21 protein-coding genes and 1 pseudogene are annotated in these 25684 nt (G+C 53.7%); 7 read left to right on the plus strand and 15 right to left on the minus strand.

Annotated elements, in window-relative coordinates; all coding sequences use genetic code 11:
• Window positions 1-49: 49 nt before the first annotated feature.
• Window positions 50-1420, minus strand: coding sequence for a sigma-54 interaction domain-containing protein (locus tag ACAF76_RS11360; RefSeq protein ID WP_400163668.1), 1371 nt, complete (start codon window positions 1418-1420; stop codon window positions 50-52).
• Between the two features lie 206 nt (window positions 1421-1626).
• Here ACAF76_RS11360 and ACAF76_RS11365 point away from each other — a divergent pair, with 206 nt between their 5' ends.
• The 3 genes from ACAF76_RS11365 to ACAF76_RS11375 are packed head-to-tail and all read left to right on the plus strand — an operon-like array spanning window position 1627 to window position 4620.
• The gene (locus ACAF76_RS11365) at window positions 1627-2817 is read left to right on the plus strand and encodes an acyl-CoA dehydrogenase family protein (protein ID WP_400163669.1); all 1191 of its coding nucleotides are present in this window, start codon (window positions 1627-1629) and stop codon (window positions 2815-2817) included.
• On the plus strand, window positions 2814-3872 hold the full coding sequence (locus tag ACAF76_RS11370; RefSeq protein WP_400163670.1) for a phosphotransferase family protein: 1059 nt from the start codon (window positions 2814-2816) through the stop codon (window positions 3870-3872). Before ACAF76_RS11365 ends, ACAF76_RS11370 begins: the two co-directional genes overlap by 4 nt.
• 10 nt (window positions 3873-3882) lie before the next feature.
• Window positions 3883-4620, plus strand: coding sequence for a 2-phosphosulfolactate phosphatase (locus tag ACAF76_RS11375; protein WP_400163671.1), 738 nt, complete (start codon window positions 3883-3885; stop codon window positions 4618-4620).
• A 65-nt stretch (window positions 4621-4685) separates the two neighbouring features.
• Here ACAF76_RS11375 and ACAF76_RS11380 read toward each other — a convergent pair whose 3' ends face one another.
• From ACAF76_RS11380 to fdhF, 4 genes are all read right to left on the minus strand, one after another.
• The gene (locus tag ACAF76_RS11380; RefSeq protein ID WP_400163672.1) at window positions 4686-5840 is read right to left on the minus strand and encodes a thiolase family protein; all 1155 of its coding nucleotides are present in this window, start codon (window positions 5838-5840) and stop codon (window positions 4686-4688) included.
• A gap of 138 nt (window positions 5841-5978) precedes the next feature.
• On the minus strand, window positions 5979-7400 hold the full coding sequence (locus ACAF76_RS11385; RefSeq protein ID WP_400163673.1) for a sigma 54-interacting transcriptional regulator: 1422 nt from the start codon (window positions 7398-7400) through the stop codon (window positions 5979-5981).
• A gap of 179 nt (window positions 7401-7579) precedes the next feature.
• Window positions 7580-8059: a DUF1641 domain-containing protein gene (locus ACAF76_RS11390; RefSeq protein ID WP_400163674.1), complete on the minus strand. Its 480-nt coding sequence runs from the start codon at window positions 8057-8059 to the stop codon at window positions 7580-7582.
• On the minus strand, window positions 8041-11016 hold the full coding sequence (gene fdhF / locus ACAF76_RS11395; protein WP_400163675.1) for a formate dehydrogenase subunit alpha: 2976 nt from the start codon (window positions 11014-11016) through the stop codon (window positions 8041-8043). Before fdhF ends, ACAF76_RS11390 begins: the two co-directional genes overlap by 19 nt.
• Window positions 11017-11423: 407 nt before the next feature.
• Here fdhF and ACAF76_RS11400 point away from each other — a divergent pair, with 407 nt between their 5' ends.
• Complete coding sequence (locus ACAF76_RS11400; RefSeq protein ID WP_400163676.1) at window positions 11424-11762, plus strand: histidine triad nucleotide-binding protein; 339 nt, start codon at window positions 11424-11426, stop codon at window positions 11760-11762.
• Between the two features lie 10 nt (window positions 11763-11772).
• Here the strand turns inward: ACAF76_RS11400 and ACAF76_RS11405 are convergent, their stop codons facing one another.
• A complete protein-coding gene (locus ACAF76_RS11405; RefSeq protein ID WP_400163677.1) occupies window positions 11773-12744 on the minus strand; it encodes a YpdA family putative bacillithiol disulfide reductase in 972 nt (323 codons plus the stop codon).
• Between the two features lie 236 nt (window positions 12745-12980).
• Here ACAF76_RS11405 and ACAF76_RS11410 point away from each other — a divergent pair, with 236 nt between their 5' ends.
• Window positions 12981-14510 (plus strand): S-layer homology domain-containing protein, encoded by a 1530-nt coding sequence (locus ACAF76_RS11410; protein WP_400163678.1) that lies wholly within the window; start codon window positions 12981-12983, stop codon window positions 14508-14510.
• Between the two features lie 64 nt (window positions 14511-14574).
• Here the strand turns inward: ACAF76_RS11410 and ACAF76_RS11415 are convergent, their stop codons facing one another.
• From ACAF76_RS11415 to ACAF76_RS11425, 3 genes are all read right to left on the minus strand, one after another.
• Window positions 14575-15453, minus strand: coding sequence for a GyrI-like domain-containing protein (locus tag ACAF76_RS11415; protein WP_400163679.1), 879 nt, complete (start codon window positions 15451-15453; stop codon window positions 14575-14577).
• A 150-nt stretch (window positions 15454-15603) separates the two neighbouring features.
• The gene (locus ACAF76_RS11420) at window positions 15604-16566 is read right to left on the minus strand and encodes an L-threonine 3-dehydrogenase (RefSeq protein ID WP_400163680.1); all 963 of its coding nucleotides are present in this window, start codon (window positions 16564-16566) and stop codon (window positions 15604-15606) included.
• The gene (locus ACAF76_RS11425) at window positions 16563-17756 is read right to left on the minus strand and encodes a glycine C-acetyltransferase (RefSeq protein WP_400163681.1); all 1194 of its coding nucleotides are present in this window, start codon (window positions 17754-17756) and stop codon (window positions 16563-16565) included. The genes ACAF76_RS11420 and ACAF76_RS11425 overlap by 4 nt, the downstream gene beginning before the upstream one ends.
• Before the next feature lie 323 nt (window positions 17757-18079).
• On the opposite strand from ACAF76_RS11425, the gene xerS reads away from it, so the two are divergent.
• A complete protein-coding gene (gene xerS, locus ACAF76_RS11430) occupies window positions 18080-19192 on the plus strand; it encodes a tyrosine recombinase XerS (RefSeq protein WP_400163682.1) in 1113 nt (370 codons plus the stop codon).
• Between the two features lie 141 nt (window positions 19193-19333).
• Here the strand turns inward: xerS and ACAF76_RS11435 are convergent, their stop codons facing one another.
• From ACAF76_RS11435 to ACAF76_RS11460, 6 genes and pseudogenes are all read right to left on the minus strand, one after another.
• Complete coding sequence (locus ACAF76_RS11435; protein WP_400163683.1) at window positions 19334-20911, minus strand: acyl-CoA synthetase; 1578 nt, start codon at window positions 20909-20911, stop codon at window positions 19334-19336.
• A gap of 243 nt (window positions 20912-21154) precedes the next feature.
• Window positions 21155-21979 (minus strand): C40 family peptidase, encoded by an 825-nt coding sequence (locus ACAF76_RS11440; RefSeq protein ID WP_400163955.1) that lies wholly within the window; start codon window positions 21977-21979, stop codon window positions 21155-21157.
• Window positions 21980-22024: 45 nt separating this feature from the next.
• A pseudogene (locus tag ACAF76_RS11445) lies at window positions 22025-22453 on the minus strand (C40 family peptidase); the annotation flags it as partial.
• A gap of 263 nt (window positions 22454-22716) precedes the next feature.
• Window positions 22717-23343 (minus strand): fumarylacetoacetate hydrolase family protein, encoded by a 627-nt coding sequence (locus tag ACAF76_RS11450; RefSeq protein WP_400163684.1) that lies wholly within the window; start codon window positions 23341-23343, stop codon window positions 22717-22719.
• Window positions 23344-23430: 87 nt separating this feature from the next.
• A complete protein-coding gene (locus tag ACAF76_RS11455) occupies window positions 23431-23985 on the minus strand; it encodes a hypothetical protein (RefSeq protein ID WP_400163685.1) in 555 nt (184 codons plus the stop codon).
• 158 nt (window positions 23986-24143) lie between these two features.
• Window positions 24144-24773: a DsbA family protein gene (locus ACAF76_RS11460; RefSeq protein ID WP_400163686.1), complete on the minus strand. Its 630-nt coding sequence runs from the start codon at window positions 24771-24773 to the stop codon at window positions 24144-24146.
• A gap of 190 nt (window positions 24774-24963) precedes the next feature.
• Between ACAF76_RS11460 and ACAF76_RS11465 the strand changes: the two genes are divergently transcribed.
• Window positions 24964-25683: a cupin domain-containing protein gene (locus ACAF76_RS11465; protein WP_400163687.1), complete on the plus strand. Its 720-nt coding sequence runs from the start codon at window positions 24964-24966 to the stop codon at window positions 25681-25683.
• Window position 25684: the final 1 nt, after the last annotated feature.

Below are 25684 nucleotides of genomic sequence, written 5' to 3' on the forward strand. Positions count from 1 at the left end.
CCATCTGCCTGATTCCAAAGGGAATCAGCGATGAATTTTGTAATCGCTTTCATTTTATCCCCAGCCTTTGCATTTTCTTCACCAGGGCGGACTGGCTGATGCCCAGTACCTGTGCTGTTTTCCTCGTCGTTTTGTATTCAGCCAGTTTCTTTTCAATCATTTTTCGTTCTACATCATCCGTCACATCTTTTAAGGTGACTTGCTCACGCCTCGTTTCGTTGTCGATCATACGAAACGGCAGGTCTTCCACCTGGATCTCGTCATGGTCAACCGTCACTGTCAGTCTTTCGATCAGATTTTCCATCTCCCGAATATTCCCCGGCCATTCATATTGCTCCATGAGGTGAATGACCTCCGGGTTGAATTTTTTGCTAAATCCGTAGCGTTCATTGGTTTTATTGAGAAAAAAGTAGGCAAAAGGCGCGATGTCAGCCTTGCGCTCGCGAAGCGGGGGAATTTTAATCGGGATAATGTTTAACCGGTAGTACAAATCCTGGCGGAACTGACCGTTTTCCACCATTTGATCGAGCGCTTTATTCGTCGCGGAAATGACGCGCACGTTGATTTTGATCGTTTTTCTGCCGCCGACTCTCGTAATCTCGAATTCCTGCAATACCCGCAACAGCTTTACCTGCAATTCCAACGGCATGTCTCCAATCTCATCCAAAAAGATGATGCCGCCATTTGCCTGTTCGAACAAACCGGGTTTCCCGCGGCTGTCTGCACCTGTAAAGGCACCCTTTTCATAGCCGAACAGTTCGGATTCCAGCAAATGCTGCGGAATGGCTGCACAATTGACCTTGATTAACGGATGATGGCTCCGGTCGCTCGCTTTGTGTATCAGCTTTACGATGACTTCCTTGCCAACCCCTGATTCGCCGAGGATCAGAACCGTGGAATCGACTTTCGCGATTTTTTGTGCCAAGTGCAGGACATTGATAATTTCCTTGCTGTGCGCTACCACTCCATCCTGAAGCAAACGCACGCTTTCCTTCGTTTTGAAGTCTTCGATTTCATCGAGGTACTTTTTGGACAGCGCCTTCGATTTTTGCAGCTCCAGCTTCAAGCGGTTCAGCTCCGAAATATCGCGCACATTTGTTACGACATACGTAATATTGCCGCGCTCGTCAAAGATCGGGTTGCCTGTCACCAGCACTTCTTTCTCCCTGACCTTTTGCACAATGGTCATCGGGCGTTTTTTGTCCAGCACTTTCAGCGTGACGGATTCTGACAAGATTCCCTGGTTAACGAGATCCTGCAAATTCGTCCCGATCAACTCATTCGCCAACACTCCGGTAATCCGCGTATAGGCTTCGTTCACCATGATTCCGTACCCGTTTGCATCCGCAACATAAATGCCATCATAGCTAGACTGAAAAATGGAATCTAGCAACTTCATCTTCGATTCGGCATCTCTCATCTCTGCCAGCCCCCTTTTGCAGATCGCTTCATTACATCGTATGTGTACCAAACGGGCACACGAATACAAAAAATTCTAAATTGACTGAATTATATCATACCCTCTCTGTTTTTTATGTCGATTTTCCCGATCGAGCAGGTGGCCTTATTCTGGCACAAATATTGCTACCATCAAGGAGTAATTCATGCCAAGGGAGTGAGTACGTCATGTACGATTTTTGTCCGACACCGGAACAGCAGGAAATGATCGATCAAGCGACTGCATTCATGGATCAGTATGTCTATCCGAATGAGGTATATATGGTGCCCCATCGCGGCTTGCCCGAGGAGCGGCTCAAACCGCTGCAGCAAAAAGTAAAAGAGCTCGGACTGTGGGCTGGACATTTGCCCAAAGAATACGGTGGCATGGGAATGGGCTTTGTCTCTCTCGGCTTGCTCTCGGAGATTATCGGACGAAGCCCGATTGCTCCGTATATTTTCGGTTCGATGGCACCGGATGCGGGCAACGCGGAAATTCTGTATCATGCCGCGACGCCGGAACAAAAGGAAACATACTTGCGACCGTTGGCCAATGCAGATATTCGTTCCTGCTTTGCGATGACCGAGCCGGAAGTATCCGGTTCCGACCCGACGATGCTGCAGGCGCATGCGGTCGAGGATGGCGATGAATGGGTCATCAATGCACACAAATGGTTTACGACCGGCGCAATCGGCGCATCCTTTTCCATCGTCATGGCTCTCACCGATCCTGAGGCAGCGCCGCATCAGCGATTCAGCCTGTTTATCGTCGATACCGACAACCCCGGTTTTGAAATTGTCCGGGAAGTTCCGGTGATGGGTGACCATTTTGCGGGCGGGCATTGCGAGGTTCGCTTCACCAATTGCCGCATCCCGAAAGAAAATCTGCTAGGCAGGCGTGGAGAAGGATTCAAATTGGCCCAGCTTCGTTTGGGCCCTGGGCGAATCACGCACGCCATGCGCTGGATCGGTGTCGCCAAACGAAGTTTTGACTTGATGGTCGGATACGCGGTCAAACGGGAAACGCGTGGCCAGAAGCTATCCGAATTCCAATCGATTCAAAACTTTATCGCGGATTCTGCTACAGAGATCGAAGCGGCACGCTTGATGACATTATACGCGGCCTGGAAAATGGACCAGGGCGATCAAGCGCGAAAAGAAATTTCCATGATCAAGTTTTTCGGGGCAAAGGTACTGCACGACGTCATCGACCGGGCGATCCAAGTGCATGGTGCCTTGGGGATCACGGCAGACACGCCGCTCGAAGGGTTTTATCGGGAAGCGCGTTCTGCCCGGATTTATGACGGCGCCGACGAAGTTCACCGCATGGTTGTGGCCAAACAAATCATCAAAACATTCCGTGACGGGGGTACAGGATGAAAAGCCGCGAACAGCTCCTTCCTCTCGACCATAGCGAACACGTGAATTGGGCGGCGGTCGAACAGTTTCTCCGCCGCCACATTTCCGGACTGCCGGGCGAGCCGATGCAGGTCACACCGTTTACCGCGGGATATTCCAATATCACCTATCTGATCCAAATTGGAGAGTGGGAAGCGGTACTCCGTCGCCCCCCCTTCGGCTACATTCCGCCCAAGGCCCATGACATGGAGAGAGAATACCGCATTTTGCAGAAAATGAATCCCGTCTTTCCGCTGGCTCCCCAACCGTATGTGTTCAGCGATGACCGGGCGATCATGGACAAACATTTTTACGTCATGGAAAGAAAGAAAGGCGTGGTCCTCGATGACAGGCTTCCGGCTTCGTTTGAAACAATAGCGGAAGTAGGTCGAATCGTTTCTGAAACGGTTGTCGATACCATCGTGCGGCTGCATGCCATCGACTATCAGCATGCAGGTCTTGCGGACATCGGAAAGCCTGACGGGTACCTGGAGCGACAAGTTCAGGGGTGGATCAAGCGCTACCACAATGCCAAAACGGATGACATCGATCAGGTAGACGAAGTGGAAAAGTGGCTGCTTGCAAACATCCCGCGCTCTCCTCAGCCAACGATTGTCCACAACGATTTCAAAGTAAACAATATGATGCTGTCCCCCACTGATCCGGGCAAGGCAGTCGGCGTACTGGACTGGGAGATGTGTACAATCGGTGATCCATTGAGCGATGTCGGAATTGCCTTGGCATATTGGACGGAAGCGGGCGAAGCAGAAACAGGGCTAACCTCGATTACGACAAATCCGGGATTTATGAAGCGGCGTGAATTCGCTGAACGATATGCAGCGCAAAGCGGCCGCGACCTATCTGATATTCACTATTACCTCACCTACGCTTTCTATAAAAATGCCGTCATCCTGCAGCAAATTTACAAGCGATGGAAGCTGGGCGAAAGCAAAGACGAGCGCTTTTCCAGACTCCTGACAGGAATCCGGAACCTGCTGGCGCAGGCTGTCAAAGCGAAACGCAAACAACTGGTGTAGAGGTACGATTATGCGAAAAATTCATGTGCTAACGCGCAAAGAAGAAGTCGACGCACAAAAAATTCGCCATTGCACGGCAGTCGTCATCGATGTCTTGCTGGCGACTTCCACGATCGCTGCAGCATTGTATCACAGAGCCCGCGACATCATTCCCGTAGCGGACCAGGAAGAAGCACTGCAATGGGCACGTACGCTGCCCGATCGATCGTATGTAATGGCTGGAGAAAAAGGGGGCCATACGCTGGGCGGCTTTCTCAAACCTTGTCCGGTCACCCTGCTTCGGGGGGATCTCGCCGGGAAGAGCATCATTTTCTCCACCACAAACGGAACGGTTGCAATCAAAAAATCGATGGCTGCGAAAACGGTCTACACTTCCTCGCTCGTAAACGGATCTGCTGTAGCCAAACAGATTTACCGGCAGGCGGATGGCAGCTCGATCGTCATCGTCTGCGGCGGTTCGCATGGCAGATTTGCCAGCGAGGATTTCCTTGGTGCCGGATACCTGATTACTGAACTTGTGAAAGAGACGAGAGAAGCATGGAGCATCAGTGATTCGGCAAAAGTCGCACTCCAGTTTTACCAGCAACGAGCTGCATCCCTGGAACAGGCTATACGCGAGTCTGACACTGGCAGACTCCTTTCCACTCTCGGATACGACGATGCCATTCGCTATGTTGCAAGAGCGGGCTGTTTGGACGTCGTTCCCCGCCTGGTCGGACATCGGCTGATCGCAGATGTGAGTGAGTAGCCTTTTCGTCAAACAAGTATGCCCCCTCCTCTGCTGCCTGGCACAGGAAGGGGCATGGCTTTTTTCTATTCCAGGCGTTCGATTATCGTCGCGTTCGCCATCCCGAGTCCTTCACACACCGCTTGCAGGCCATAACGGCCACCGGTTCGCTCCAGCTCGTGCAGAAGCGTCGTCATCACGCGTGCACCGCTCGCCCCCAATGGATGCCCGAGGGCAATCGCTCCGCCGTTGACATTCAGCTTGTCTGGGTCTGCTTCCATGTCCGCCAGCCAGCAAAGAGGGACGGGAGCAAACGCCTCGTTTACCTCATACAAATCCATATCAGCAAGCGTCAAACCCGCTTTGGCCAGCGCTTTTTGCGATGCGGCGATCGGTCCGGTCAGCATCAATGTAGGGTCGGAGCCTACGACTGTGCGTGCGACGATCCGGGCACGCGGCTTCACGCCCAGGCGCTCCGCCTTTTCTCTCGACATCAGCAGGAGCGCCGCCGCTCCATCGCTGATCTGGCTGGCATTGCCGGCGTGGATTTTCCCACCCTCCAGAAAAGACGGCTTCAAGCTGCCCAACTTCTCGATCGACGTATCCCGGCGCGGTCCTTCGTCCTTGCTCACGACTGTTCGGGTGCCATCAGCCAGCGTCACTTCCAGCGGCACGATTTCCCGATCGAACCGTCCCTCGTCTTGTGCCCGGATCGCGCGTTGGTGACTTTGCAGCGCAAAGGCGTCAAGCTGGCTGCGGTCAAAACCCCATCTGTCTGCAATGCGCTCCGCGGACAAGCCTTGGTTGATCAGCTCGTAGCGCGAAGTGAGCAGTTCACTTTGCTTTGCCTCGAGGTAGTTGCTGCCCATCGGAACGCGCGTCATGCTTTCCACCCCGCCCGCGATCACGACATCCATATCTTGGCTCAAAATTGCCTGTGCAGCAAAATGCACCGCTTGCTGGCTGGAACCGCATTGCCGGTCGATCGTCGTTCCCGGGACCTCGATCGGAAAACCGGCGATCAAGGCCGCGACACGGGCAATATCTCCAGCCTGTTCGCCTACCTGTGTCACACACCCGAGGATGACGTCCTCGATCTGGTCTGTCGGCACCTGTGCACGCTGGACCAGTTCTTTCAACACATGTGCAGCCAGTTCATCCGGTCTTGCCTGGGCGAGCAGCCCACCCCTTCTGCCAATCGGCGTACGCACCGCCTCCACAATCACTACTTCGCGTGTCATGCTTCCAGCCTCCTCACCGTTATCTATATGCCACATTTTCTGTTCGACATGTTCGCAAAATTCTCTGCCAAAGGCTGACGCAAGCATGTGCTCTGCTGACAGCCGCTGTGCCATGCACGTCCGGCTACCCACAGCCCGCTAGATCCGGTACTTTTTCAGCTTCTCATACAAGGCGGAACGGCTGATGCCCAATAGCCGGGACGCCTTCGTCTTGTTTCCGTTCGTTTCACGCAGGGCTCGTTCCAATTCTCTTCGTTCCGCTTCTTGCACAGTGCCTTTTCCGTGAAAATTGACGGTTTGCTCGACCACTTCTTCCGGCAAGTCTGCGAGTGTGAGCTTTCCTGTTTCCGCCATGATCATCGCCCGTTCGATGACGTTGCGCAACTGTCGGACGTTCCCCGGCCATTCATAGTGATAGAGAACGCGCTGCGCGTTTTCGTCGATTCCGCTTACGGTGGTGTCCAGTTGTGGATTCAACTGCTTGACAAACGCGTTTGCCAGCAGCAATATGTCATTTTTGCGCGCCCGCAACGGTGGCAGGGAGAGCGTGACGACTTGCAAGCGGTAGTACAAGTCTTGGCGAAACGCCTTTTGGGCCATCATCTCGCCCAACGCTGCGTTGGTAGCAGAGATGATTCGCACGTCGGGACGGAGAAGTTTCGTCCCTCCTACACGGAAATAGTCCTTGCCCTCAACTACCCGCAGCAGCTTCGCTTGCAGTCCCAGGGGCATGTCGCCGATCTCGTCGAGAAACAGCGTTCCCCCGTTTGCCAGCTCGACCTTGCCGATGCGCCCGCCGCGGTCGGCTCCAGTGAACGCCCCGGTGTCGTAGCCAAAAATCTCCGCTTCCAGCAAATGCTCAGGGATCGATGAGCAATTGATCGTCAAAAACGGTCCGCCAGCTCGCCTGCTGGAATTGTGGATGGCGTGGGCGAACAGCTCCTTGCCCGTGCCGCTCTCGCCCAGCAAAAGCACCGGACTGTCACGTCGGGCTGCCTTGATCGCCATGGCAATCACTTGCTTTAGCGTCTTGTCTCGCGTCAAAATGTGATCCCAGGTGTGTGTCGCCTGAAACGAATGCTTTCCCCCGGTCTTTTCCACAGGTTCGCTTCTCTCTTCCAGACCTGATCTCTCTGCTTGCATGATCGCTTCCATCTGCTCACGCAGGTCGTTTTTCGCTTCGACGAGCGCACGTACGACCTTGGCTGGGGTCAGCATACCGACAATCCGCCGATCGTGGTCAACGATGACACTGCTGCTTGCCTTGCTGTCCCGGATTGCTTGTTCCATCTGTTCGAAGGTCGCTTCCGTGAGTGCGTCGACGCGGGTCGTGAAGGCATCGGTCTTGATAAACGAGCGGATCGGCGTATGGAAAGGCAGTTTGGCCAACACCATCCGGTAGAGCGACGAACGGGAAAAGACGCCAATCAGCTTGCCTTCCGCATCGCCTACCGGCACAGTGTCAAGACGCGTCTCCAGCATGATGCGGGCAGCGTCCTCCAGAGAGTCTCCCGGGCGCAAATAGCTGGAGACGGGCTGAATCATGTTGTGCAGCGTCATCGCCTGCCCTCCCGTCGCACAAAATCTCCTTTCTTTACCATACGACGTGCAGGCAGCCATCCCCTTCCTGCCACGGGTGCTAATTCCGCTATTTCCCATAATATGCAGTGCAGCGACCACAAAAAAAGAAAGACCTGTGCGCAACAAACATGCTGCGTACAGGTCTTTTACTCGTATTGTTACTTTTTCAAGCCTTCTCCCATGCCTTTCAGCAGGTTGATGCCGAAACCAAGTGCTCGGTTGATGTCTGGATCGTTCAGCACTTTCATCAAGTCGAGCAGGCCGATCTTTTCATTTCTTTGCAGCCCTTCTTCTGCCTTCTGCAAGCCATTGCTGAGGCTGGCCATCAGCTTTTTGGTCATTTCCGGGCTCAGGTCGCTGGCCGCTTCCGCCACTGCCATCGCGTTGTTGATCGCGTTGGTCACAGGCGGGCGGGTCAATTGGCCGACGGCGATTTTCGCCACTTTTTCCTTTGCTTCCAGCAATGCCTTGGCAGCTTCCAGAATACCGCTGTCATGGAGCTCCTGCAACAGCTTGATCGTATCCAGGATTCCATCCGCGTTCACTGCGGCTTCTGTTTTGATCTGCTCGATTTTTTTCTGGTTCTGTTCCTCTTCCGTGAGGACGGGTTTGACGATGTTTACGATCGGTTTTGCCATACTTGCGGACCTCCTGACACATTCACGCTGGCGATTGGCTGATAATCTTCACGCGCCCATTTGCGCTCAACCTGCACGCCGAGTTGCGGATTGCGTTTGGCGTGACGCGGGTTGTACATCGGCAGCGGGCTGATACCGTCGACTTCGAGAACTTCCATCCGCACTTTCGTCTGCTTGTAGGCAGGCGTTTGGGTACGAACGTCCACCGCGTTTCCGGTCAAGATGTTGATCGCGTTTTCGTGGCTGACGGAGTTCATCGGCACGAACAGCTCTTTGCCCTGTACGCGGTCTGTGACGACAGCACGCAGCTTCACAGCGCCATATGGCGATACGAGACGCACCAGGGAACCGTCCTTGATACCGCGTTCCTTGGCCAGTTGTGTCGGAACCTCTACGAATACATCCGGCACTTTGTACTGGATGCCTTTGGATTTGTTGGTCATGTTTCCTTCGTGGAAGTGCTCCAGCAAACGGCCGTTGTTGACAACGAGGTCAAATTCCGGCGCGTATTGGACTGGCGGTACGTATTCCACGAGTGACAGGCGAGCGCGTCCATCCGGGAAGGTAAAGCGCTCTGTGTACAGCAGCGGCTCATCGGTTCCGTCAGGCTGCACTGGCCATACCAAGCTGTTCCAGCCTTCCAGGCGCTCGTAGGAAACACCTGCGAAGTACGGAGTCAGGCTCGCGATCTCGTCCATGATTTCGCTTGGATGCGTGTAGTTCCAGTTTGCCCCCATGCGGTTGGCAATTTCCTGGATGATCTGCCAGTCCGGTTTGGAATCTCCGAGCGGCTCCAGTACTTTGTACAGGCGTTGAATCCGGCGCTCTGTGTTAGTAAAGGTACCATCTTTCTCCAGGGATGGAGAAGCCGGCAAGATTACATCGGCGAATTGTGCAGTCTTGGTGAAGAACATTTCTTGTACGACGAAGAAATCAAGACCTGCCAAGACTTCATGGACGTGGTTGGAGTTGGAATCGACCCATGCCATGTCCTCACCGAACAGGTACATCGCCTTCAGCTCGCCGCGCTCAGCCGCTTCGAGCATCTGGATGTTGGTCAAGCCTGGTTTGCTCGGAATTTCTCTTCCGTACGCTTTTTCAAACTTCTTGCGTGCAACCTCGTCAGCCACACTTTGGTAGCCAGGGAAGACGGTCGGCAGCGCACCCATGTCGCAAGCGCCTTGTACGTTGTTGTGTCCGCGCAGCGGGTATGCCCCGGCGCCAGGACGTCCGAAGTTGCCGGTGATCAGCAGCAGGTTGGCGATCGCAGCAGATGTATGGGAACCGCCCACGTTTTGCGTAACGCCCATGCCCCACAGCACGCATGTGCCGTCTGCATCGCGAATCGTTTTTGCTACTTCGATCAGTTGCTCTTTTGGAATACCGGTGATTTCTTCGGCGTACTCCAGCGTGTATTTCTCCAGGAGCTCACGGTATTCGTTGTAGAAGTTTACGCGGTTTTGGATGTATGTTTCATCGTGCCAGCCTTGGTCGATCATGTATTTGGCAACCGCTGTCAGCCAGACGAAGTCGGTACCTTGGTTCGGGTGCATGTAGATGTCCGCGCGATCCGCCATTTCGTGCCTGCGCAGGTCGGAGACGATCAGTTTTTGCCCGTTCAGCTTTTTCGCACGTTTTACGCGCGTAGCCAATACCGGATGCGCCTCTGCCGGGTTCGCCCCGATGATGATGACGAGACCTGCCGACGCGATGTCCTTGATCGTACCGGAGTCGCCGCCGATTCCGACAGTAGACATCAAGCCGTCAGAGGCGGGAGATTGGCAGTAACGGGAGCAGTTGTCCACGTTGTTTGTACCAAACACCTGGCGAGCGAGTTTTTGCATCAGGTAGGCTTCCTCGTTGGTTGTCTTCGAGGAGCTGACGAAACCGAAGGCATTGCCGCCGTGCTTTTCCTTGATCTCTGTAAACTTGTCGGCGATCAGGGTCAGTGCTTCATCCCAGGAAGCTGGAACAAACTCTTCGCCTTTACGGATCAACGGCGTAGTCAGGCGTTGGTCGCTGTTGACGAAATCCCAGCCGAATTTCCCTTTGACACAGGTGGATACGCTGTTTACCGGCGCGTTTTCGGTCGGTTCGATCTTCAGGATTTTGCGATCTTTCGTCCATACTTCAAAGGTACAACCGACACCGCAGAAGGTACATACGGTTTTGGTCTTCTTCGTGCGCGTATCGCGCATTGCCGCTTCGATCTCGGATACTGCCATGATGCTGCTGTAGCCTGGTTCTACTTCTTTTACCAGATCGACCATCGGATCCATCAAGTCTTTGCCCATGCTCGTCATAAAGCCTGCTTCGCCCAGCATCGATTTTTCCATCAATGCGTTACATGGGCAGACAGTCACGCACTGACCACAGGAAACACAAGAGGAGTCGTTGATCGACTTGCCGTCATCCCACAGAACGCGAGGACGTTCGCGCTCCCAGTCGATCGTCAATGTTTCGTTCACTTGCAAATCTTGACAAGTTTCGACGCAACGACCGCACAGAATGCACTGGTCTGGGTCATAGCGGTAAAACGGATGGGACATATCGACTTCGTATCCCTTTTCCCGGTAAGGACGGGATTGGTGCTCGATATGTAGCATTTCCGTCGTATTGTGTACGCGGCAGTTGCCGTTGTTGTTGTCACATACGGTGCAATACAGCATGTGGTTTTCCAGAACGCGATCCATCGCCTCGGTTTGTGCCGCACGTGCGGTCTCGGAGGCAGTGAGGATTTGCATGCCTTCCTGAACCACTGTAGAACATGCACGCATAATCGAACCATCGATCTCACACATGCACGTATCGCATGTCTGAATCGGTCCCAAAATCGGCGAATAGCAGATGTGCGGGTGCTCGATGCCTTCTTCCAACAAATAGTCGAGAAGTCTCTTTCCTTCTTCAATTTGATGCGTTTCCCCGTTTAATTGGACGGTCACTTTGTTTTTTTCCATGGTTCCTCCTTACAAGCAGTAAAAAACCCACCATAAAACAACCGCGCAACAAGAAAAACCTCATGTTGCCAGAGCTGTTTTATGGTGGGTTAACACTTAGCATTTTTCATACCAGTTATCATTCCCGCCATTTGCTGCGAGTGAGAGCCAGGACGACGAGGGACAACACTGTCGCTCAATCTATCGATGAACTCCCATCCATTATTATAGGGAAATGTCGAAAAAAAGCAAGGGTTCCAAATGAAATCGTTTTCTGTGAATTTCAGAAAAGATCCGGCAATTCACCAGACACCAGCGCAACCGTACAAAAAAGGCGCAGATCCATGCGTCAGAAAAGAGGACTGGGGCTTGGCAGTGCCGAAGTTTTTCCTCTACCCTACTTTAGCGGAAAGGAACGTGATCACGAAATGGATTGCATCTTTTGCAAAATCGTAGACGGCGAGCTCCCCGCCAAAAAAGTATACGAGGACGAGCATGTCGTCGCCTTCCATGACATCAACCCGATCGCACCGGTGCACGTGCTGATGATCCCGAAGAAACACATTCCGTCGCTGTTGGCGATCGGCGAGGCTGACAAGGAGTTGATCGGCCACCTCCACCTCTCCCTGCAAAAAGTGGCGGAGGCTATGGACGTAAAGGAATCGGGCTTCCGCGTCGTGACCAATATCGGCACACACGGGCAGCAAACCGTCTTCCACCTGCACTACCACCTGATCGGCGGCAGACAACTGGAGTGGACGATGTAAAACGCGTACGCTACGTCAAGGAACGGATGTGGCGCGCGATCTGTTCTCCGTGATGCCTGCCGTTCTCGATAAAGATGGCATTGGCGTGATTTCCTGCGGCGACGACTCCGGCAATGTACACCCCCGGCACGTTCGTCTCCATCGTCTCCGGATGATGTTCGGGCACTCCGGACTGCGGATCGCTCGTCACACCCAGCGATTGCAAAAACGTCCGGTCCGGGCGGTAGCCGATCAACGTGAACACAAAGTCGTTTTCCAGCGATATCACGCCGTCCTCCGTGCGAATCTCGATCGTACGCTCGCTAATCGCTTCGACAGTCGACTTGTAGTGGATGTGGATACGCCCTTTTTTCACCATGCTTTCAAAGATCGGGCGGGTCCACGCCTTCACTTTTTCCGACAGCTCCGCTCCGCGGCAAATGACCGTCACCTCTGCCCCTGCACGCTCCAGCTCCAGCGCAGCGTCCACAGCCGAATTGTTGGCACCGACGACAGCCACCTTCATGCCCGCGTACGGATGCGCTTCCTTATAAAAGGACGACACCTTGGGCAAATCTTCTCCCGGCACCTGCAGGCGGTTGGGATGGTCGAAGTAGCCCGTCGCAATCACCAGGTACCGGCTTGCATACCGATGCTTTTCACCGAAGCGATCCGTAGTGGAGACGACGAAGCCGTCTGCGCTTTTTTCTGCTGCGGTCACCGTCTCGTAGCAGTGAACAGGCACTTGCTCGCGACTTGCCACCAACCGGTAGTAGCTGAGCGCTTCCTGACGAGTCGGCTTTTCGTTTGCCGTCGTAAACGGGATTCCCCCGATCTCCAGCAAATCGGGCGTACTGTGGAAAATCATATAGGTAGGATAGCGGTAGATCGAGTGGACAAGCGGTCCCTTTTCGATCACCAGCACGTCAAGGCCGGCGCGCTGACAAGCGATGGCAGCCGCCAGACCACAAGGACCTGCTCCGATAATCACGACGTCTTTCATTTCTCGTTCGCCTCATTTCTTTATCAGACAATCTCGCTGTATAGCATCATCATACCATAGCCGGTCGCCAACCAACGAGTCTACCAGCACATCGAAGGAGCAAAACTGGCAAAAAATCACCAATGAATCGACGCAAACCACTCTTTATAATTGTCAGTATGATGAAAAAACATATCCTACATAAACCTCTGCTAATTCTACTGATTTTGGCCTGCGCTTTCGGACTGATCGTCGGAATGCCGATCTCGTCTGCCACCGACTACGAGCTGCGCGATATTGAAGACAGCTATGCTGCCGAACAGATCGCCTCGCTGTACGACGCCGGGATCGTAGCAGGCGATGAGCACGGCTATTTCCATCCGAAACGTGCTGTAACCCGCCAGGAATTCGTCGCCATGCTCAACCGTACGCTCGGCGTGAAGCCGGTCGCAAGCAGCATCGTCGCATACTCGGATGTACCGAAAAACTCCTGGGCATACGGTGACGTCCAGGCCGCTGCCTCGCTCGGAACGGTAAACGGCATCAGCGCATCCCTGTTTCAGCCGAAGCGCGTCATCTCGCGTGAAGAAGCGGCTGTCATTCTCGTACGTGCCCTCGCTGATGCGAGCGGTTCCACATCCGCCGCCTCTTCCTTGAAGGATGGCAACGGTATTTCCAAATGGGCTGCAGCACACGTCAGCGCGGCAATCGAAAACGGCTGGATGACCGGGTACCAAGGCAACTTCCGCCCGGCGGATTCGCTGACGCGCGAAGAGACGGCTGTCCTGTTTGAGCGAATTCACGCCGTTCTCGCTGCAAAAAAAGCGACCGCGGACGAGCCGATCTCCCTGGGATGGCAATACCAGTTGTCAACGGCGCAATATATCGAACAGGTCAAACAATCAAACGTCAACACGTTGTCTCCGCGTTGGTTCTTCATCAACAAGGACGGAAGTGTCAGCGACTCCGCTGACGCATCGCTCGTCCAATGGGCGCATGAAAATGACAAGGAAGTCTGGCCGCTGTTCGGGAACCGGTTTGACTCCGCCACGACACATGCTGTCCTGTCTGACGCGGGAAAACGCGCCGCCATGGTACAAACGATTGCCCAATACGTAGAGAAGTACAACCTGGACGGCATCAACGTAGACTTTGAAGGGTTTTCACCGAACAATCGCGATCATTTCACGGCATTCATCCGCGAGCTGGCGGTTGCACTGGACGCCCATGATGCGGTCGTCTCGGTGGACATCCCGCCTGATACAGGCACTGACTGGAGCGATCCTTTCGACTACGCAAAACTGGCAGAATACGCCGATTACCTCGTCGTGATGGCATATGACCAACATTGGTCCGGATCGCCGAAAGCAGGTTCTGTCGCCACCCTGCCCTGGATGGAAGGTGTCGTGACAAAGCTCTTGGACTACATCCCTGCCAACAAACTGGTCGTCGGACTGCCTTTTTACACACGGGAATGGTACACCGCCAGCAATGCGGTGAAATCCAATGACCTGAGTCTGCCCGCCTCCTATCAAATGGTACAGGCGAACAGAGGCAGCATCTGGTGGGATGCCGCGCTGGGACAGTACGTCTCCACCTACAATAAACAAGGGGTGAAATACACAGCCTGGCTGGAGGATTCGCGCTCGCTCGGGCGGAAGGCGGTTTCCAGCCACAATCGCGAAGTAGCTGGCTTGGCCTACTGGTACGTCGGTTCGGAATCTTCCGATGTCTGGACAGCGCTGAACAACGCAATCGTGCTGAAACAAGTGCGCGAGACGTTGTAAGCCACACAGAAGATACAGGAAAAAGCCTCCGTTGAATGTGACGGAGGCTTTTTGTGATTTGCGATCACTTGTCCTTGGCAATGACGGGAATCCAAATCTCGCTGCGGTACGTCGGCGATGTCATATCGCTGTGCTCATTCCACAGTATTTCCGGTCCGGGTGTCGATTCGTAGTTGGACGCAGGGAACCACTCCGCGTAGATGCGTCCCCATACGTCCTGCAGCGTCTCAGGAAACGGGCCGACTGCCTCGAACACTGCCCATGTCGAAGCGGGAACGTCGAGCTTGGCGAAGTGCTCCGGGCACGCTTTGGTCGTCGCCACGCCAATGTAGTGATCCAGCTCCCCCTTTTCTTCCATCCTGCCTTCCGAAAAGTTCGTCGATGCGCTGATCAGCCCCTGTGGCTCCATATTGGAGAGAGCCTTCAATTCTGCAATCCTCTCCGCGTTCAATGATGTCCACATCGCTGCAATTTCGGGATTTACCCCGTGGAAGACGATCGGGACTCTTTTCATCAGCCCGACGATGGCAAACGCATCCTTTTCAACAATGCGATAGTTCATTTCGTTTCCTCCTTTTACGGTAAGCTGAAAGGTCATGCGGGGATACGCCTTCAGCAGATGTCCATTTTGCCTCGCCTTGGAAGGAGTTACGCCGTGCAGGCTGGTGAAGGCCCGGGTAAACGAGTCCGCGGAATCGTAGCCGTATTTCAGTGCGACGTCGATGACCCGCATGTTGTTCTCCTTCAAATCGTATACCGCGCGCGTCAGCCGTCTGCGCCGGACGTACTCGGATAGCGGAATGCCGGCGAGAAATGAAAACATTCGCTTGAAATGAAATTCCGAGCAGAGTGCCCGCCTGGCCGCTTCCTGGAAGTCAATTTCCTCTTCGAGATGTTCCTCGATGTAGCGCAAGGCTTCGTTCAGATGTTCGAGCTGCCCCATCCCATCGCCCCCTTTCGCAAATAGCATACCAACATCGCACTGTGCGCGTCCGACAATTCATTGTCCTCTTTTGCAGGATGCCCCGCACATGTAAAAAAGCCAACCCGACAGAACAATCTTCACGGGTTGGCTTCGTCATTCCTTCTTGTTTCAGCTTACTTTTTGCAGCAATTTGCTGCGCAGCTTGGCGAGCATGTCTTCTGTCATTTTGGACAGGTCGTATTCGGTCGTAAAACCCCAGTCTTCGCGAGCGGCAGTAGCATCGATAGCATCCGGCCAACTCTCGGCAATCGCCTGGCGCACCGGATCGACCTGATAGGACATCACAAAATCGGGGATGTACTGGCGAATCGCAGCCGCGACATCACCCGGCTGGAAACTCATCGCCGTGACATTGTAGGCATTGCGGTACCGCAAACGGGACGGATCAGCTTCCATCAGATCGATAATCGCCTTCAGCGCATCCGGCATGTACATCATATCCATGTACGTTCCTTCGGCGATGTAGCACGTGTAGGCGCGCTGCTGAATTGCCTGGTAGTAAATATCGACAGCGTAATCGGTCGTTCCGCCGCCTGGAGGAGCCACATAGGAAATCAGGCCAGGGAAGCGCACGCCACGCGTATCCACTCCGAATTTATGGAAGTAGTAATCGCATAGCAGTTCGCCCGCCACCTTGTTGACACCGTACATCGTCGTCGGACGCTGGATCGTCTCCTGCCCGGTTTGTTTTTTCGGGGTAGAGGGACCAAAGGCTCCGATCGAGCTGGGGGTAAAGAACTGACATTCCAGCTCCCGCGCCACTTCCAGCGCATTGACCAGTCCACCCATGTTCAGATTCCAGGCAAGCAGCGGTTTTGCCTCTGCGGTAGCTGACAGGAGTGCAGCCAGATGCATGATCGTATCGACCTGGTACTTTTTGGCGAGTTCATGCATGCGATGTGCGTCGGTCACATCCAAAACCTCGTAGGGGCCAGACTGGACGATCGGATGGTCTTCTACGTGGCGAATGTCCGTGGCGATCACCTGGTCGCTGCCGTATACGTCGCGCAGGCACATGACCAGCTCTGATCCGATTTGTCCGAGTGCTCCTGTGACAAGGATGTTTTTCATCGCAGAATCCCCATTTCTTTTCCGACTTTTTCGTAGATCGACAACGCGCGGTCCAGCATCTCCTTCGAGTGTGCGGCTGTTGGCATGTTGCGGACACGTCCGGTTCCTTTGGCGACCGTCGGGAACACGATCGCTTTCGCGTATACTCCTTCTTCGTACAGGCGTCTGCTGAATTCCTGCGTTTTTTGCTCGTCGCCAATGATGCAAGGCGTGATCGGCGTCTCGCTCTCTCCGATGTCAAAGCCGAGCTGCTTCAGCCCGTTTTTCAGGTAGTTGCCGTTGTCCCACAGTCTGTCGTGCAGCTCGGTGCTTTGCTCCAGGATGTCGATGGCGGCAATGGAGGCAGCCACATCGGCAGGAGTCAGCGCAGTCGAGAACAGGAACGGACGGCTGCGTACTTTCAGCCAGTCGATCAGCTCCTGCTTGCCCGCTACATAGCCGCCTACTACCCCGATCGCCTTGGAAAGCGTGCCGATCTGGAAATCTACCTTGTCAGACAGGCCGAAGTGCTTGACGGTACCTGCTCCTTTCCCCAAAACCCCGGAGCCGTGGGCATCGTCGACGTATGTGATCAGGTCAAACTCTTCTGCGATCTCCACGATTTCCGGCAGTTTGGCGATGTCGCCGTCCATCGAGAAGACGCCGTCTGTAATGACCATCAGCTTTTTGTATTTCCCCGATTCTTTTGCCTGCTTCGCTTGCTGGCGCAGGTCGTCCATGTCAGAGTGGCGGAAGCGGATGATTTGCGCACGGGACAGTCGGCAGCCGTCAATGATCGAGGCGTGGTTCAGTTCATCGGAGAGAATCGCGTCTTCCTTGTCCATGACCGCCGAGATCGCCGCCATGTTGCAGTTGAAACCGGACTGGTAGGCAATCGCCGCTTCCGTCTGCTTGAAGGCGGCAATTTTTTCCTCCAGTTGCACGTGCAGCTCCAGCGTACCGTTGATCGTCCGCACGGCCCCTGCTCCTACCCCGTATTTTTTCGCTGCCGCCGTTGCAGCCTCGATCAGCCGCGGATCGGTAGCCAGCCCCAGGTAGTTGTTGGAGGAGAGATTGATCAGTTGTTTGCCCGCAATCGTAATCATCGGCCCGTTTGCGCTTTGCAACGGATCAATCACGTTGTACAGCCCTTTGCTTTTCAGCTCAGCCACATTTTCTTGCAAAAAGCGATTCAATGTTTTACTCGACATGATAGATCCCTCCTGAATTCAACTACCCTTGCCCGGCGCCACAAAAAGACTCGGAAGTCATCCCAGAAAAAACAAATGTGCGCCTGGTATGTACATTGTATTTGCCTGAAAATCCTTTGTTTTCAAGGGTATTTTACAGATATAGTAACACCTGATTATTGAAATGTCCATATGAGAAAGACATATCCAGCACAAATTTTTCATGGAAAATGTGCATGATGTCCACGAGCAGCGGACTGCTCCACTGCTTCTCGATTTCACAAACATGGCGGAATCTGGTAGAATATATGTTCGTATACGAATGAGATTGGAGTGCATCGACCATGTCTGTCAGTAAACAACGTGACGCATTGCAGCTTTTGCAGATGATACAGGCATTTCCCTGGTATGTGGAACAGTACATCGAGCATAAAAAGGCGAAAAAACACTCCCCCTCGACCTTGCTTGGCTATTTGCGCGACATTTCATTCCTGTTTCGCTGGATGATGGCGGAAGGACTCACATCTGCCGGCGAGATGAAGGACATTTCGCTCGCCGATTTGAATGGTCTGAAAAAAGAGACGATGGAGAGCTACATCCTCTACCTGCAAGAATCGCATCTGTACGAACGCTCGGCGCTTTTGACAAAACCGACGCGCAGCTCGCGCAAGGAATACAGCGACCGGACGATCAGCCGCAAAATTTCCAGTCTCAAGTCGCTGTTTCACTATTTGTCCGCTCTGGCCGAGGACGAAAACGGCAACCCGTACTTGTCCCGCAACGTGCTGGCCAAAATCGAGATGGACAACACCGAGCTGACTCCGCTGGCCCGAGCCCATGCCATCCGCGCGAAAATTCTCATCGATGAAGAAATCTACCAGTTCGTCGAATTTATTTACCACGGCTACCTGTCTCACTGCGATACGCCGAAAAAACAGCAGTACCACATGCACAACCGAGAGCGCGACACGGCTCTGGTCGCTCTGATCCTGTCCGGCGGGTTTCGCGTCTCGGAAATCGTCAGCTTAAACCTGCGCGATTTGGCTCTGGAGAAAAATCAATTGCGACTGGTGCGAAAAGGACGTGTGGAAGACGCTCCTTTTTTCAGCGACTGGGGCAAGGAGTACCTGATTCGCTATTTGCAAGTGCGCGACAAGTACAACCCCACCCCGCACGAGGAGGCAGTCTTTCTCGCCAACGCCCCAGGGAAGCCGGAGGGGCATCGGATTGAGGTGCGGTCGGTGCAAAAGCTGGTGAAAAAGTACGCCAGTGCATTTGGCATCCCCGATTTGTCGGTCCACAAGCTGCGGCACAGCTTCGCCACCCAGTTTTTGCGGCTCAATCCCGACCCTCACCAACTGCAGGCACAGCTCGGCCATTCCAAGATCGAAACGACGATGCAGTACGCCCATGTACTCGAAGACGCGCTCAGCAAAGCTGTCAACCGTACGACCTAGATCAAGAACGGTTCTCGAACCAAGCCTTTTGGCGTCGAGGATCGCCTTTCTTGCGCGGATGCGTCTGCACAAAAAAAGTCTTTGTACCCGGCAGCTACCGGCGTACAAAGACTTTTTTCTATTATTCGGGATCGTTTTCTTCTATTGTACTTGCTGTTTTTCCCGCTGTCGCAGCTCGATTCGGCGGATTTTCCCCGACGTCGTCTTGGGAAGCTCGTCGACGAATTCAATTTTTCGCGGATACTTATACGGTGCCGTCAACTGTTTGACGTGGTTTTGCAGCTCGGCTACCAGATCGTCCGAAGGGGTCTCTCCCTTTTTCAAAATGACGAACGCTTTGACCACATTGCCGCGTTCAGGATCAGGGCTGGCGACGGCTGCACACTCCGCCACCGCCGGATGCTTCACCAGCGCGTCCTCCACCTCAAATGGCCCGATCGTATAGCCGCCCGAGATAATGATGTCGTCGGAGCGCCCTTCGAACCAGCAATAGCCGTCCTCGTCCATCCGTCCCTGGTCGCCTGTGACGTACCATTCCCCGCGGAACGCCTTAGCGGTACGCTCGGGATCATTCAGATAGCCGGTGAACAAAGCGATCATGTTGCGGTCGAGTGCGATGTCACCCACTACCCCGACCGGCACTTCTTTGCCGTCTTCGTCGACGATCGCCATGCGTACCACAGGAGACGGCTTGCCCATCGAACCCGGCTTCGGCTCCATCCCGACAAACGTGCCGACGAGCAGCGTATTTTCCGTCTGTCCGTATCCGTCGCGCACGGTCAGGTTGAAGACGCGGCGGAACGTATCGATCACTTCCCGATTAAGCGGCTCGCCCGCCGAACATGCAGAACGCAATGCCGGAAGCTGATACTGCTCCAGGTCGTTGACCTTGGCTATCAGGCGGTATTCGGTCGGCGTCATACACACCACGGAAATCGGGTATTTTTGCAGAATACTCAGGTAAGTTTCAGGGACAAACCTTCCTTTATACACAAACGCTGTCGCCCCCATCCCGAGTGTCGAGACAAACGGGCTCCAAATCCATTTGGCCCAGCCCGGACCTGCCGTCGCCCAGACGACGTCCTGATCTCGCACATCCAGCCATTGCTTGGCTGCCACAGCCATATGCGCGAGCGGCCAGCCATGTACGTGCATAACCCCTTTTGGTCCGCCTGTCGTGCCGGACGTATAGGAAAGAAAGGCAAGCTCATCGGAACGGGTCTTCGCACAGGTGAACTCGTCAGACTGACCGTCCAGCAGGGATGAAAGCGTGATCCATCCTTCCCGTGCATCCCCGACCGTAATGAAGTGACGCAGATGGCTGAATTTCCCCTTCAGCGGCTCCACTTCCTCCGCCACGCCGTCGAAGGCGATGACTGCCGCTGCCTGGGCGTGCTCGACGCGGTACTCAATATCCTTCTGACGCAGCATTTCCGACCCCGGCATGATGACTGCTCCTACTTTTAACAAGGCAAGATACACTGCATAAGCGAGTGTTCCACGCGTTACCAGCACCAACACTTTATCGGACTGTTGAATCCCGATGTCCTGCAATCCGTTGGCGATTCTGTTGGAGAAGCGGCGCAGTTGATCGTAGCTGAGGATTTGTTCCGCTCCCGACTCATCCACTTCCCAGACAGCTCGCTTGTCTGGATGTTGAATTGCCCACTCGTCTACCTGAGCGGCAAAGTTATAATACTCCGGAATTTGCAATTCCATCTTTTCACACCCCCAGCAAATCTACACTCTCTCGTCCATATATATTCGTCGTCGTTTCCGGTATATCCTCTTTTGCGCTGTTACCGTACTGTCTGAGCCGCTTCCCGCATGAAACAATTGGCATAGCGATCAGGTGAAACCTTTTGCCTAGTTATGTGTCATATAGTATAGGACAAACTTCACCTACAGAAAAAAAGACTCTCATGTCCCCACATGAGAGCCTCGATCTTTGAGGTTGGTTGCTTAGAATACGCGCTTGATGGCAACCGTTCTTTTTTCCCAGTTTGTGTTGTCGTACTTGGAGTAGGTGACCCCTGGGCTGCCGTAAGTATGGAGGATTTTCCCATTCCCCGCGTAAATCGCAACGTGCGTGATCCGCGTGTTCGAAGTGTTGACGCTCGCCTTCATAAAGATCAGATCGCCTTTTTGCAGATTGCTCTTGGAAACGGATTTCCCAACGGTCGATTGCTGGCGGGAATCGCGCGGCAACGTGATTCCTGCTTCTTTAAATACCCGTTGCGTGAACGAGGAGCAGTCAAAGGTTTTGGTCGTATCTTTGCTGGAGCCATACTTGTACGGCGTACCCATGTACGATTCGCCGATTTTGATGATTTTGTCAGCCAAGGCAGTCGAAGGCTTGGAGTCGTCTGTCTGGTTCTTGTCCGGGCTGGAAGAGCTTTTGGAGATGTGGCGAGCACCCAAAAACTTGTTCTCAAAGTCGGCAAATTTCTTTTTCACGACTTTGCCTTCCCCTTGGGAGGAATAGACAAATTCACCGTTTCCGATAAAGATCCCCATAAAGGTAGGACTGCCTTTTCCGTTGGAGGAGAAGAACACCAGATCTCCTGCCTGCAATTTGCTCTTGCTCACGGAATCACCCGTTTTGTAGAGCGCGGAAATGGTTTTGTCAATCGAAATCCCTACCTGCTTGTAGACATATGTGGCCAAATTGGCGGAACCGAAGGAATTAGGTCCGTCCGCCTGGAACTTGTACGGCTTGCCGAGCAAGCTCACAGCGATGTTCGCAGCTTGCTGGTTAACTCCAGCGGCTGGCGCCTCGGCGACAATCCGTTTCGCCCCCAGGAGTTTCTTTTCAAAGTCGGACAGTTTTTTGAGTACGACTTCCGATTCTCCCTGGGAGGAATAGACAAACTTCCCACTCCCTATGTAGACACCCATGAAGCTGGGGCTACCTTTTCCTGTCGAAGAGAAGAACAACAAATCTCCTGCTTGCAGATTGTTTTTGCTTACACTTTGACCTGTTTTGTACAGTTCGGAAATGGTATCGTCAATCTTGATCCCTACCTGTTTGTAGGCGTATGTCGCTAAATTGGCAGATCCGAATGCGTTAGGCCCATTCGCCTGGAATTTGTAATCCTTCCCGACCAGACTCTCGACTATCTTCGCTGCCTCTGTTGCTTGTGTACTAGCGGCCGCTTGTCCAATTTGACCACCCATAACTAGGGACGTACTCAGCATGACTGCTACTGTAGATTTCAGTACCCAATCTCGTTTCGTCACTTTCTTTTCCTCCTTGGTCATGTTGTGGAGCCCTCTGTTGGGTTCATGGACAGGTTACCGCATCAGGAAACGGGAGGATAAGACCTTAAAATTTACCAATTCTGTATTTGGTAATAATGACCTAGAGTAAAAACTGCCTGAATGATCGGCCGTTGAGAGGATGTAGTTCAATCGGACCAGGCGAAAAAAGTTGGACCTATCTTTTGTGTACACATGAAAAAAAGCCCAGCTTCTGCATGATTGTGTCAGAAGCTGGGCTTTTTTGTAAGGGTTCGGGTGTGCGTTTAGCCCAAACGAGCTGTGCACGACCCCCATTTTTCATCGCCGAACAACAAATCGAAGCGATCGTTATCCTGCACAGGTCCTACCCCGGCCGGTGTCCCTGTGTAGATCACATCTCCCGCTTGCAAGCCGAAATTTTCTGAAATGAACGAGATGATCGTCATCATGTCGAAGATCACGTCGCGAATCGTGCCGCGTTGGGCCGGTTCGCCGTTTTTCAGCAAGGTAAAGTAGGTCTCTTCCAATACATCTGTTCCCGGGAAGGAGTGGAAGGGCGTGATGACAGCTGAATTCTTGAACCCTTTTGCCAAAAGCCACGGGTGTCCTTTTTTCTTTAGTTCGCTCTGTACATCGCGCAGCGTCCAGTCGATGCCCAGTGCGATTTTGTCGACCATTTGCTCGAGGGTAACGCCCGCTTCGTACTGACGCGCAATATGTAGGACGAGCTCAGCCTCGTAATGCACCTCTCCCTTGTTCCCTGGCAAAGCAATCTCCTGGCCAGCGGTTTCTACGAGAGCGTGCGTCGGTTTGCCAAAAATCATCGGCGAGGTCGGCACGTCATTTCCCAGTTCCTCTGCATGCAGGCGATAATTGCGGCCGACGCAGTAAATGTTGTTGATTGTCGTCATGTTTGTCCTCTCCTTTTATGGCGGGTTCCTGATAGGGTCTGTATTCTTTTCTACTATAGCATGGCGATTCGTTTCTGCAACAAGCCGTTACGACTCTTCCCGCCACATCCCGCCGTGCCAGGCCTCGTCATGCCGGTTGTCGCCGTTCCACAGCCGCATGTTGCCGCGCGCTTCGACTTCAAAAACAGTGTCGCAAATCGCCTCCACCGCTTGTTCGAGATCGCATGTCGCGCGGCTGGCAAAGGCGTAGCGGATCGTGGAGACATCTTCCGCAATATCGTACCTGATTCCCGTAAAAGATGGCTTCTCCTCAAGGATTTGCCGTCGCGCCTGGAGAGTAGCGTCAAGCGGAAACAGACCGTCCCATTCCGCCCCATGATACGTAGAGGTAACTTCAACCCACAAGGTGTTGGCTTCGTCCTTTCGCGAAAACACGACCCGGTCCTCGCGATACAGCCCGTACCCGGACGGAAGCAGTCCATCGAGGGAGAAGCGGATTCCGACCGGCAAATCATCCGATCGCAGCGCCGCGATGAGCCTGCCGGGCAAAAGAAAGCAGCCCTCGGTATCCTTTTTCAAACATTCACCCATGACAAATACGGCAGTCTGCTCTCCTTCACCCTTTGAGACCAATACGTACATGATGACACCTCCTTTCCACAGTATAGACCGAATCCGTCTGCCGAAAACAGGGTTGCATTTCCAGAAACTGTGAAAAAGCAATGGCGGCTGCTTTTCTCTATCGCAAAAAGGCCGCCCGTCCAGTCCGTACAGACTGAGGGCAGCCCCACATTCACATGTCAAGAAGATTGCTCTGTCACTTGGCGAAACGCCTTGAGGAAATTCTCGACCGGGTGTGCGCCGGATAACCCCAGCTTGCCGTCCAGGACAAAAAAGGGAACCCCGGTAATTTGATTCGCCTGGGCAAAGGAGATGTCCGCCTGAATGTCATCACGATGGCGGCCTGCCTGCAGCGCTTCGCTAGCCAGCTCATCATCGAGACCAGCCTCTTTGGCGATGGCAAGCAACACGTCACGCTCTCCAATATCGCGCCCCTCTTCAAAATAGGCTTTGTAGATCGCGTCCACGATCTTGCCCTGAAGCTCTTCGGGGGCACTTTTGATCAACTGGTGGGAGAGCAGCGTATTAGGCATTTTCTCAACCTTGTCAAAATGAAACGCAAGCCCCGCCGCTTCGCCCGCACGCGTCACCTGCTCCAGCATTTGCTCGACAACCTGCGGCCCTCCTTTGAGCGAACCCATATAGGTGCGGAAAGGCATCCCCTCGACCGGTACTTGCGCATTGAGCTGGTAGCTGCGGTAGCGAACGTGAATCTCTTCGCCAGTCCATTGGGAAATGGCGTCAAACAGATGTTTTTTGCCGATCCGGCACCATGGACATACCGTGTCCTGAAAAATTTCGACGATCATCCCTGCATACATCCTTTCCTCTCATATGGTCTCCATTGTACAGGAAGTACGTCGATCGTGTAAGCTGCATCGTTGGTGTGCGTGTGCAGCGAACTGTTCGGGAATGACAAAATAGGCTGACAATTGCTGTCAGGGCGGAATATGGTATCTCACGGAACAAACGCCTACATGACCAGAAAGGAAGAGAAGCATGGCCATTTCGTATATGGACTACACCGCGCCAAACGTCCAATTTTCAAGCAATGTAAACGAAAACCTGTTTTTTCGCAAAGATGCCCGCAACTATATCAACGTACTTTCCATTCAACAGCTAAACACGCTGGGAAACGTGTCGCTCCTGGATATTTTCCTCAGCACGTCCAATGTCATCGAGCCACACTACCATCAGAACGCATCTGAATTGGTGTATTGTATCTCCGGTGCGGCGGTCGTCTCTTTGCTCAATCCGTTCACAAAAGAGCTGCTCCATTTTCCCATCGGACCAGGGCAAGTCGCAAACGTGCCGCAGGGCTGGTGGCATTACGAAGTAGCGACGGTGGACAACACTCATTTGCTGGCGATTTTTGACGCCCCGATCCCCGAATTCATCGGCGGCTCCGACCTCCTGCGGCTGACACCGCCCGAAGTTTGGGCCCATACGTACTGTCTCGACGAAAGACAGGTACGGGAGACACTGGCACCGATTACGGAAACGGTATTCATCGGACCGCCGAACGACTGCGCCCGCCATCCAGGCTGGGCCGAAACGAAGGATCAGCCGGTATACGAGCACTACGAGTATCACTCCGAACCTTATTACGAACAGTTGTACCGGGCACAGGCGTATGACCAGCAGTTGTATCCCCACGGTCCGGGGCAGTACCCGTATCCACATGATGGCGGCGGATACCCGGGGCACGGCGGGTACTAGG

The organism is Brevibacillus sp. TJ4 (assembly GCF_044627595.2).
GTDB lineage: Bacteria > Bacillota > Bacilli > Brevibacillales > Brevibacillaceae > Brevibacillus.

What these genes read in the sequence shown, in the direction of transcription:
- ACAF76_RS11360 (WP_400163668.1), bottom strand. Translation starts at nt 1,420, where the DNA reads ATGAGAGATGCCGAATCGAAGATGAAGTTGCTAGATTCCATTTTTCAG.
- ACAF76_RS11365 (WP_400163669.1), top strand. Translation starts at nt 1,627, where the DNA reads ATGTACGATTTTTGTCCGACACCGGAACAGCAGGAAATGATCGATCAA.
- ACAF76_RS11370 (WP_400163670.1), top strand. Translation starts at nt 2,814, where the DNA reads ATGAAAAGCCGCGAACAGCTCCTTCCTCTCGACCATAGCGAACACGTG.
- ACAF76_RS11375 (WP_400163671.1), top strand. Translation starts at nt 3,883, where the DNA reads ATGCGAAAAATTCATGTGCTAACGCGCAAAGAAGAAGTCGACGCACAA.
- ACAF76_RS11380 (WP_400163672.1), bottom strand. Translation starts at nt 5,840, where the DNA reads ATGACACGCGAAGTAGTGATTGTGGAGGCGGTGCGTACGCCGATTGGC.
- ACAF76_RS11385 (WP_400163673.1), bottom strand. Translation starts at nt 7,400, where the DNA reads ATGACGCTGCACAACATGATTCAGCCCGTCTCCAGCTATTTGCGCCCG.
- ACAF76_RS11390 (WP_400163674.1), bottom strand. Translation starts at nt 8,059, where the DNA reads ATGGCAAAACCGATCGTAAACATCGTCAAACCCGTCCTCACGGAAGAG.
- fdhF (WP_400163675.1), bottom strand. Translation starts at nt 11,016, where the DNA reads ATGGAAAAAAACAAAGTGACCGTCCAATTAAACGGGGAAACGCATCAA.
- ACAF76_RS11400 (WP_400163676.1), top strand. Translation starts at nt 11,424, where the DNA reads ATGGATTGCATCTTTTGCAAAATCGTAGACGGCGAGCTCCCCGCCAAA.
- ACAF76_RS11405 (WP_400163677.1), bottom strand. Translation starts at nt 12,744, where the DNA reads ATGAAAGACGTCGTGATTATCGGAGCAGGTCCTTGTGGTCTGGCGGCT.
- ACAF76_RS11410 (WP_400163678.1), top strand. Translation starts at nt 12,981, where the DNA reads ATGCCGATCTCGTCTGCCACCGACTACGAGCTGCGCGATATTGAAGAC.
- ACAF76_RS11415 (WP_400163679.1), bottom strand. Translation starts at nt 15,453, where the DNA reads ATGGGGCAGCTCGAACATCTGAACGAAGCCTTGCGCTACATCGAGGAA.
- ACAF76_RS11420 (WP_400163680.1), bottom strand. Translation starts at nt 16,566, where the DNA reads ATGAAAAACATCCTTGTCACAGGAGCACTCGGACAAATCGGATCAGAG.
- ACAF76_RS11425 (WP_400163681.1), bottom strand. Translation starts at nt 17,756, where the DNA reads ATGTCGAGTAAAACATTGAATCGCTTTTTGCAAGAAAATGTGGCTGAG.
- xerS (WP_400163682.1), top strand. Translation starts at nt 18,080, where the DNA reads ATGTCTGTCAGTAAACAACGTGACGCATTGCAGCTTTTGCAGATGATA.
- ACAF76_RS11435 (WP_400163683.1), bottom strand. Translation starts at nt 20,911, where the DNA reads ATGGAATTGCAAATTCCGGAGTATTATAACTTTGCCGCTCAGGTAGAC.
- ACAF76_RS11450 (WP_400163684.1), bottom strand. Translation starts at nt 23,343, where the DNA reads ATGACGACAATCAACAACATTTACTGCGTCGGCCGCAATTATCGCCTG.
- ACAF76_RS11455 (WP_400163685.1), bottom strand. Translation starts at nt 23,985, where the DNA reads ATGTACGTATTGGTCTCAAAGGGTGAAGGAGAGCAGACTGCCGTATTT.
- ACAF76_RS11460 (WP_400163686.1), bottom strand. Translation starts at nt 24,773, where the DNA reads ATGATCGTCGAAATTTTTCAGGACACGGTATGTCCATGGTGCCGGATC.
- ACAF76_RS11465 (WP_400163687.1), top strand. Translation starts at nt 24,964, where the DNA reads ATGGCCATTTCGTATATGGACTACACCGCGCCAAACGTCCAATTTTCA.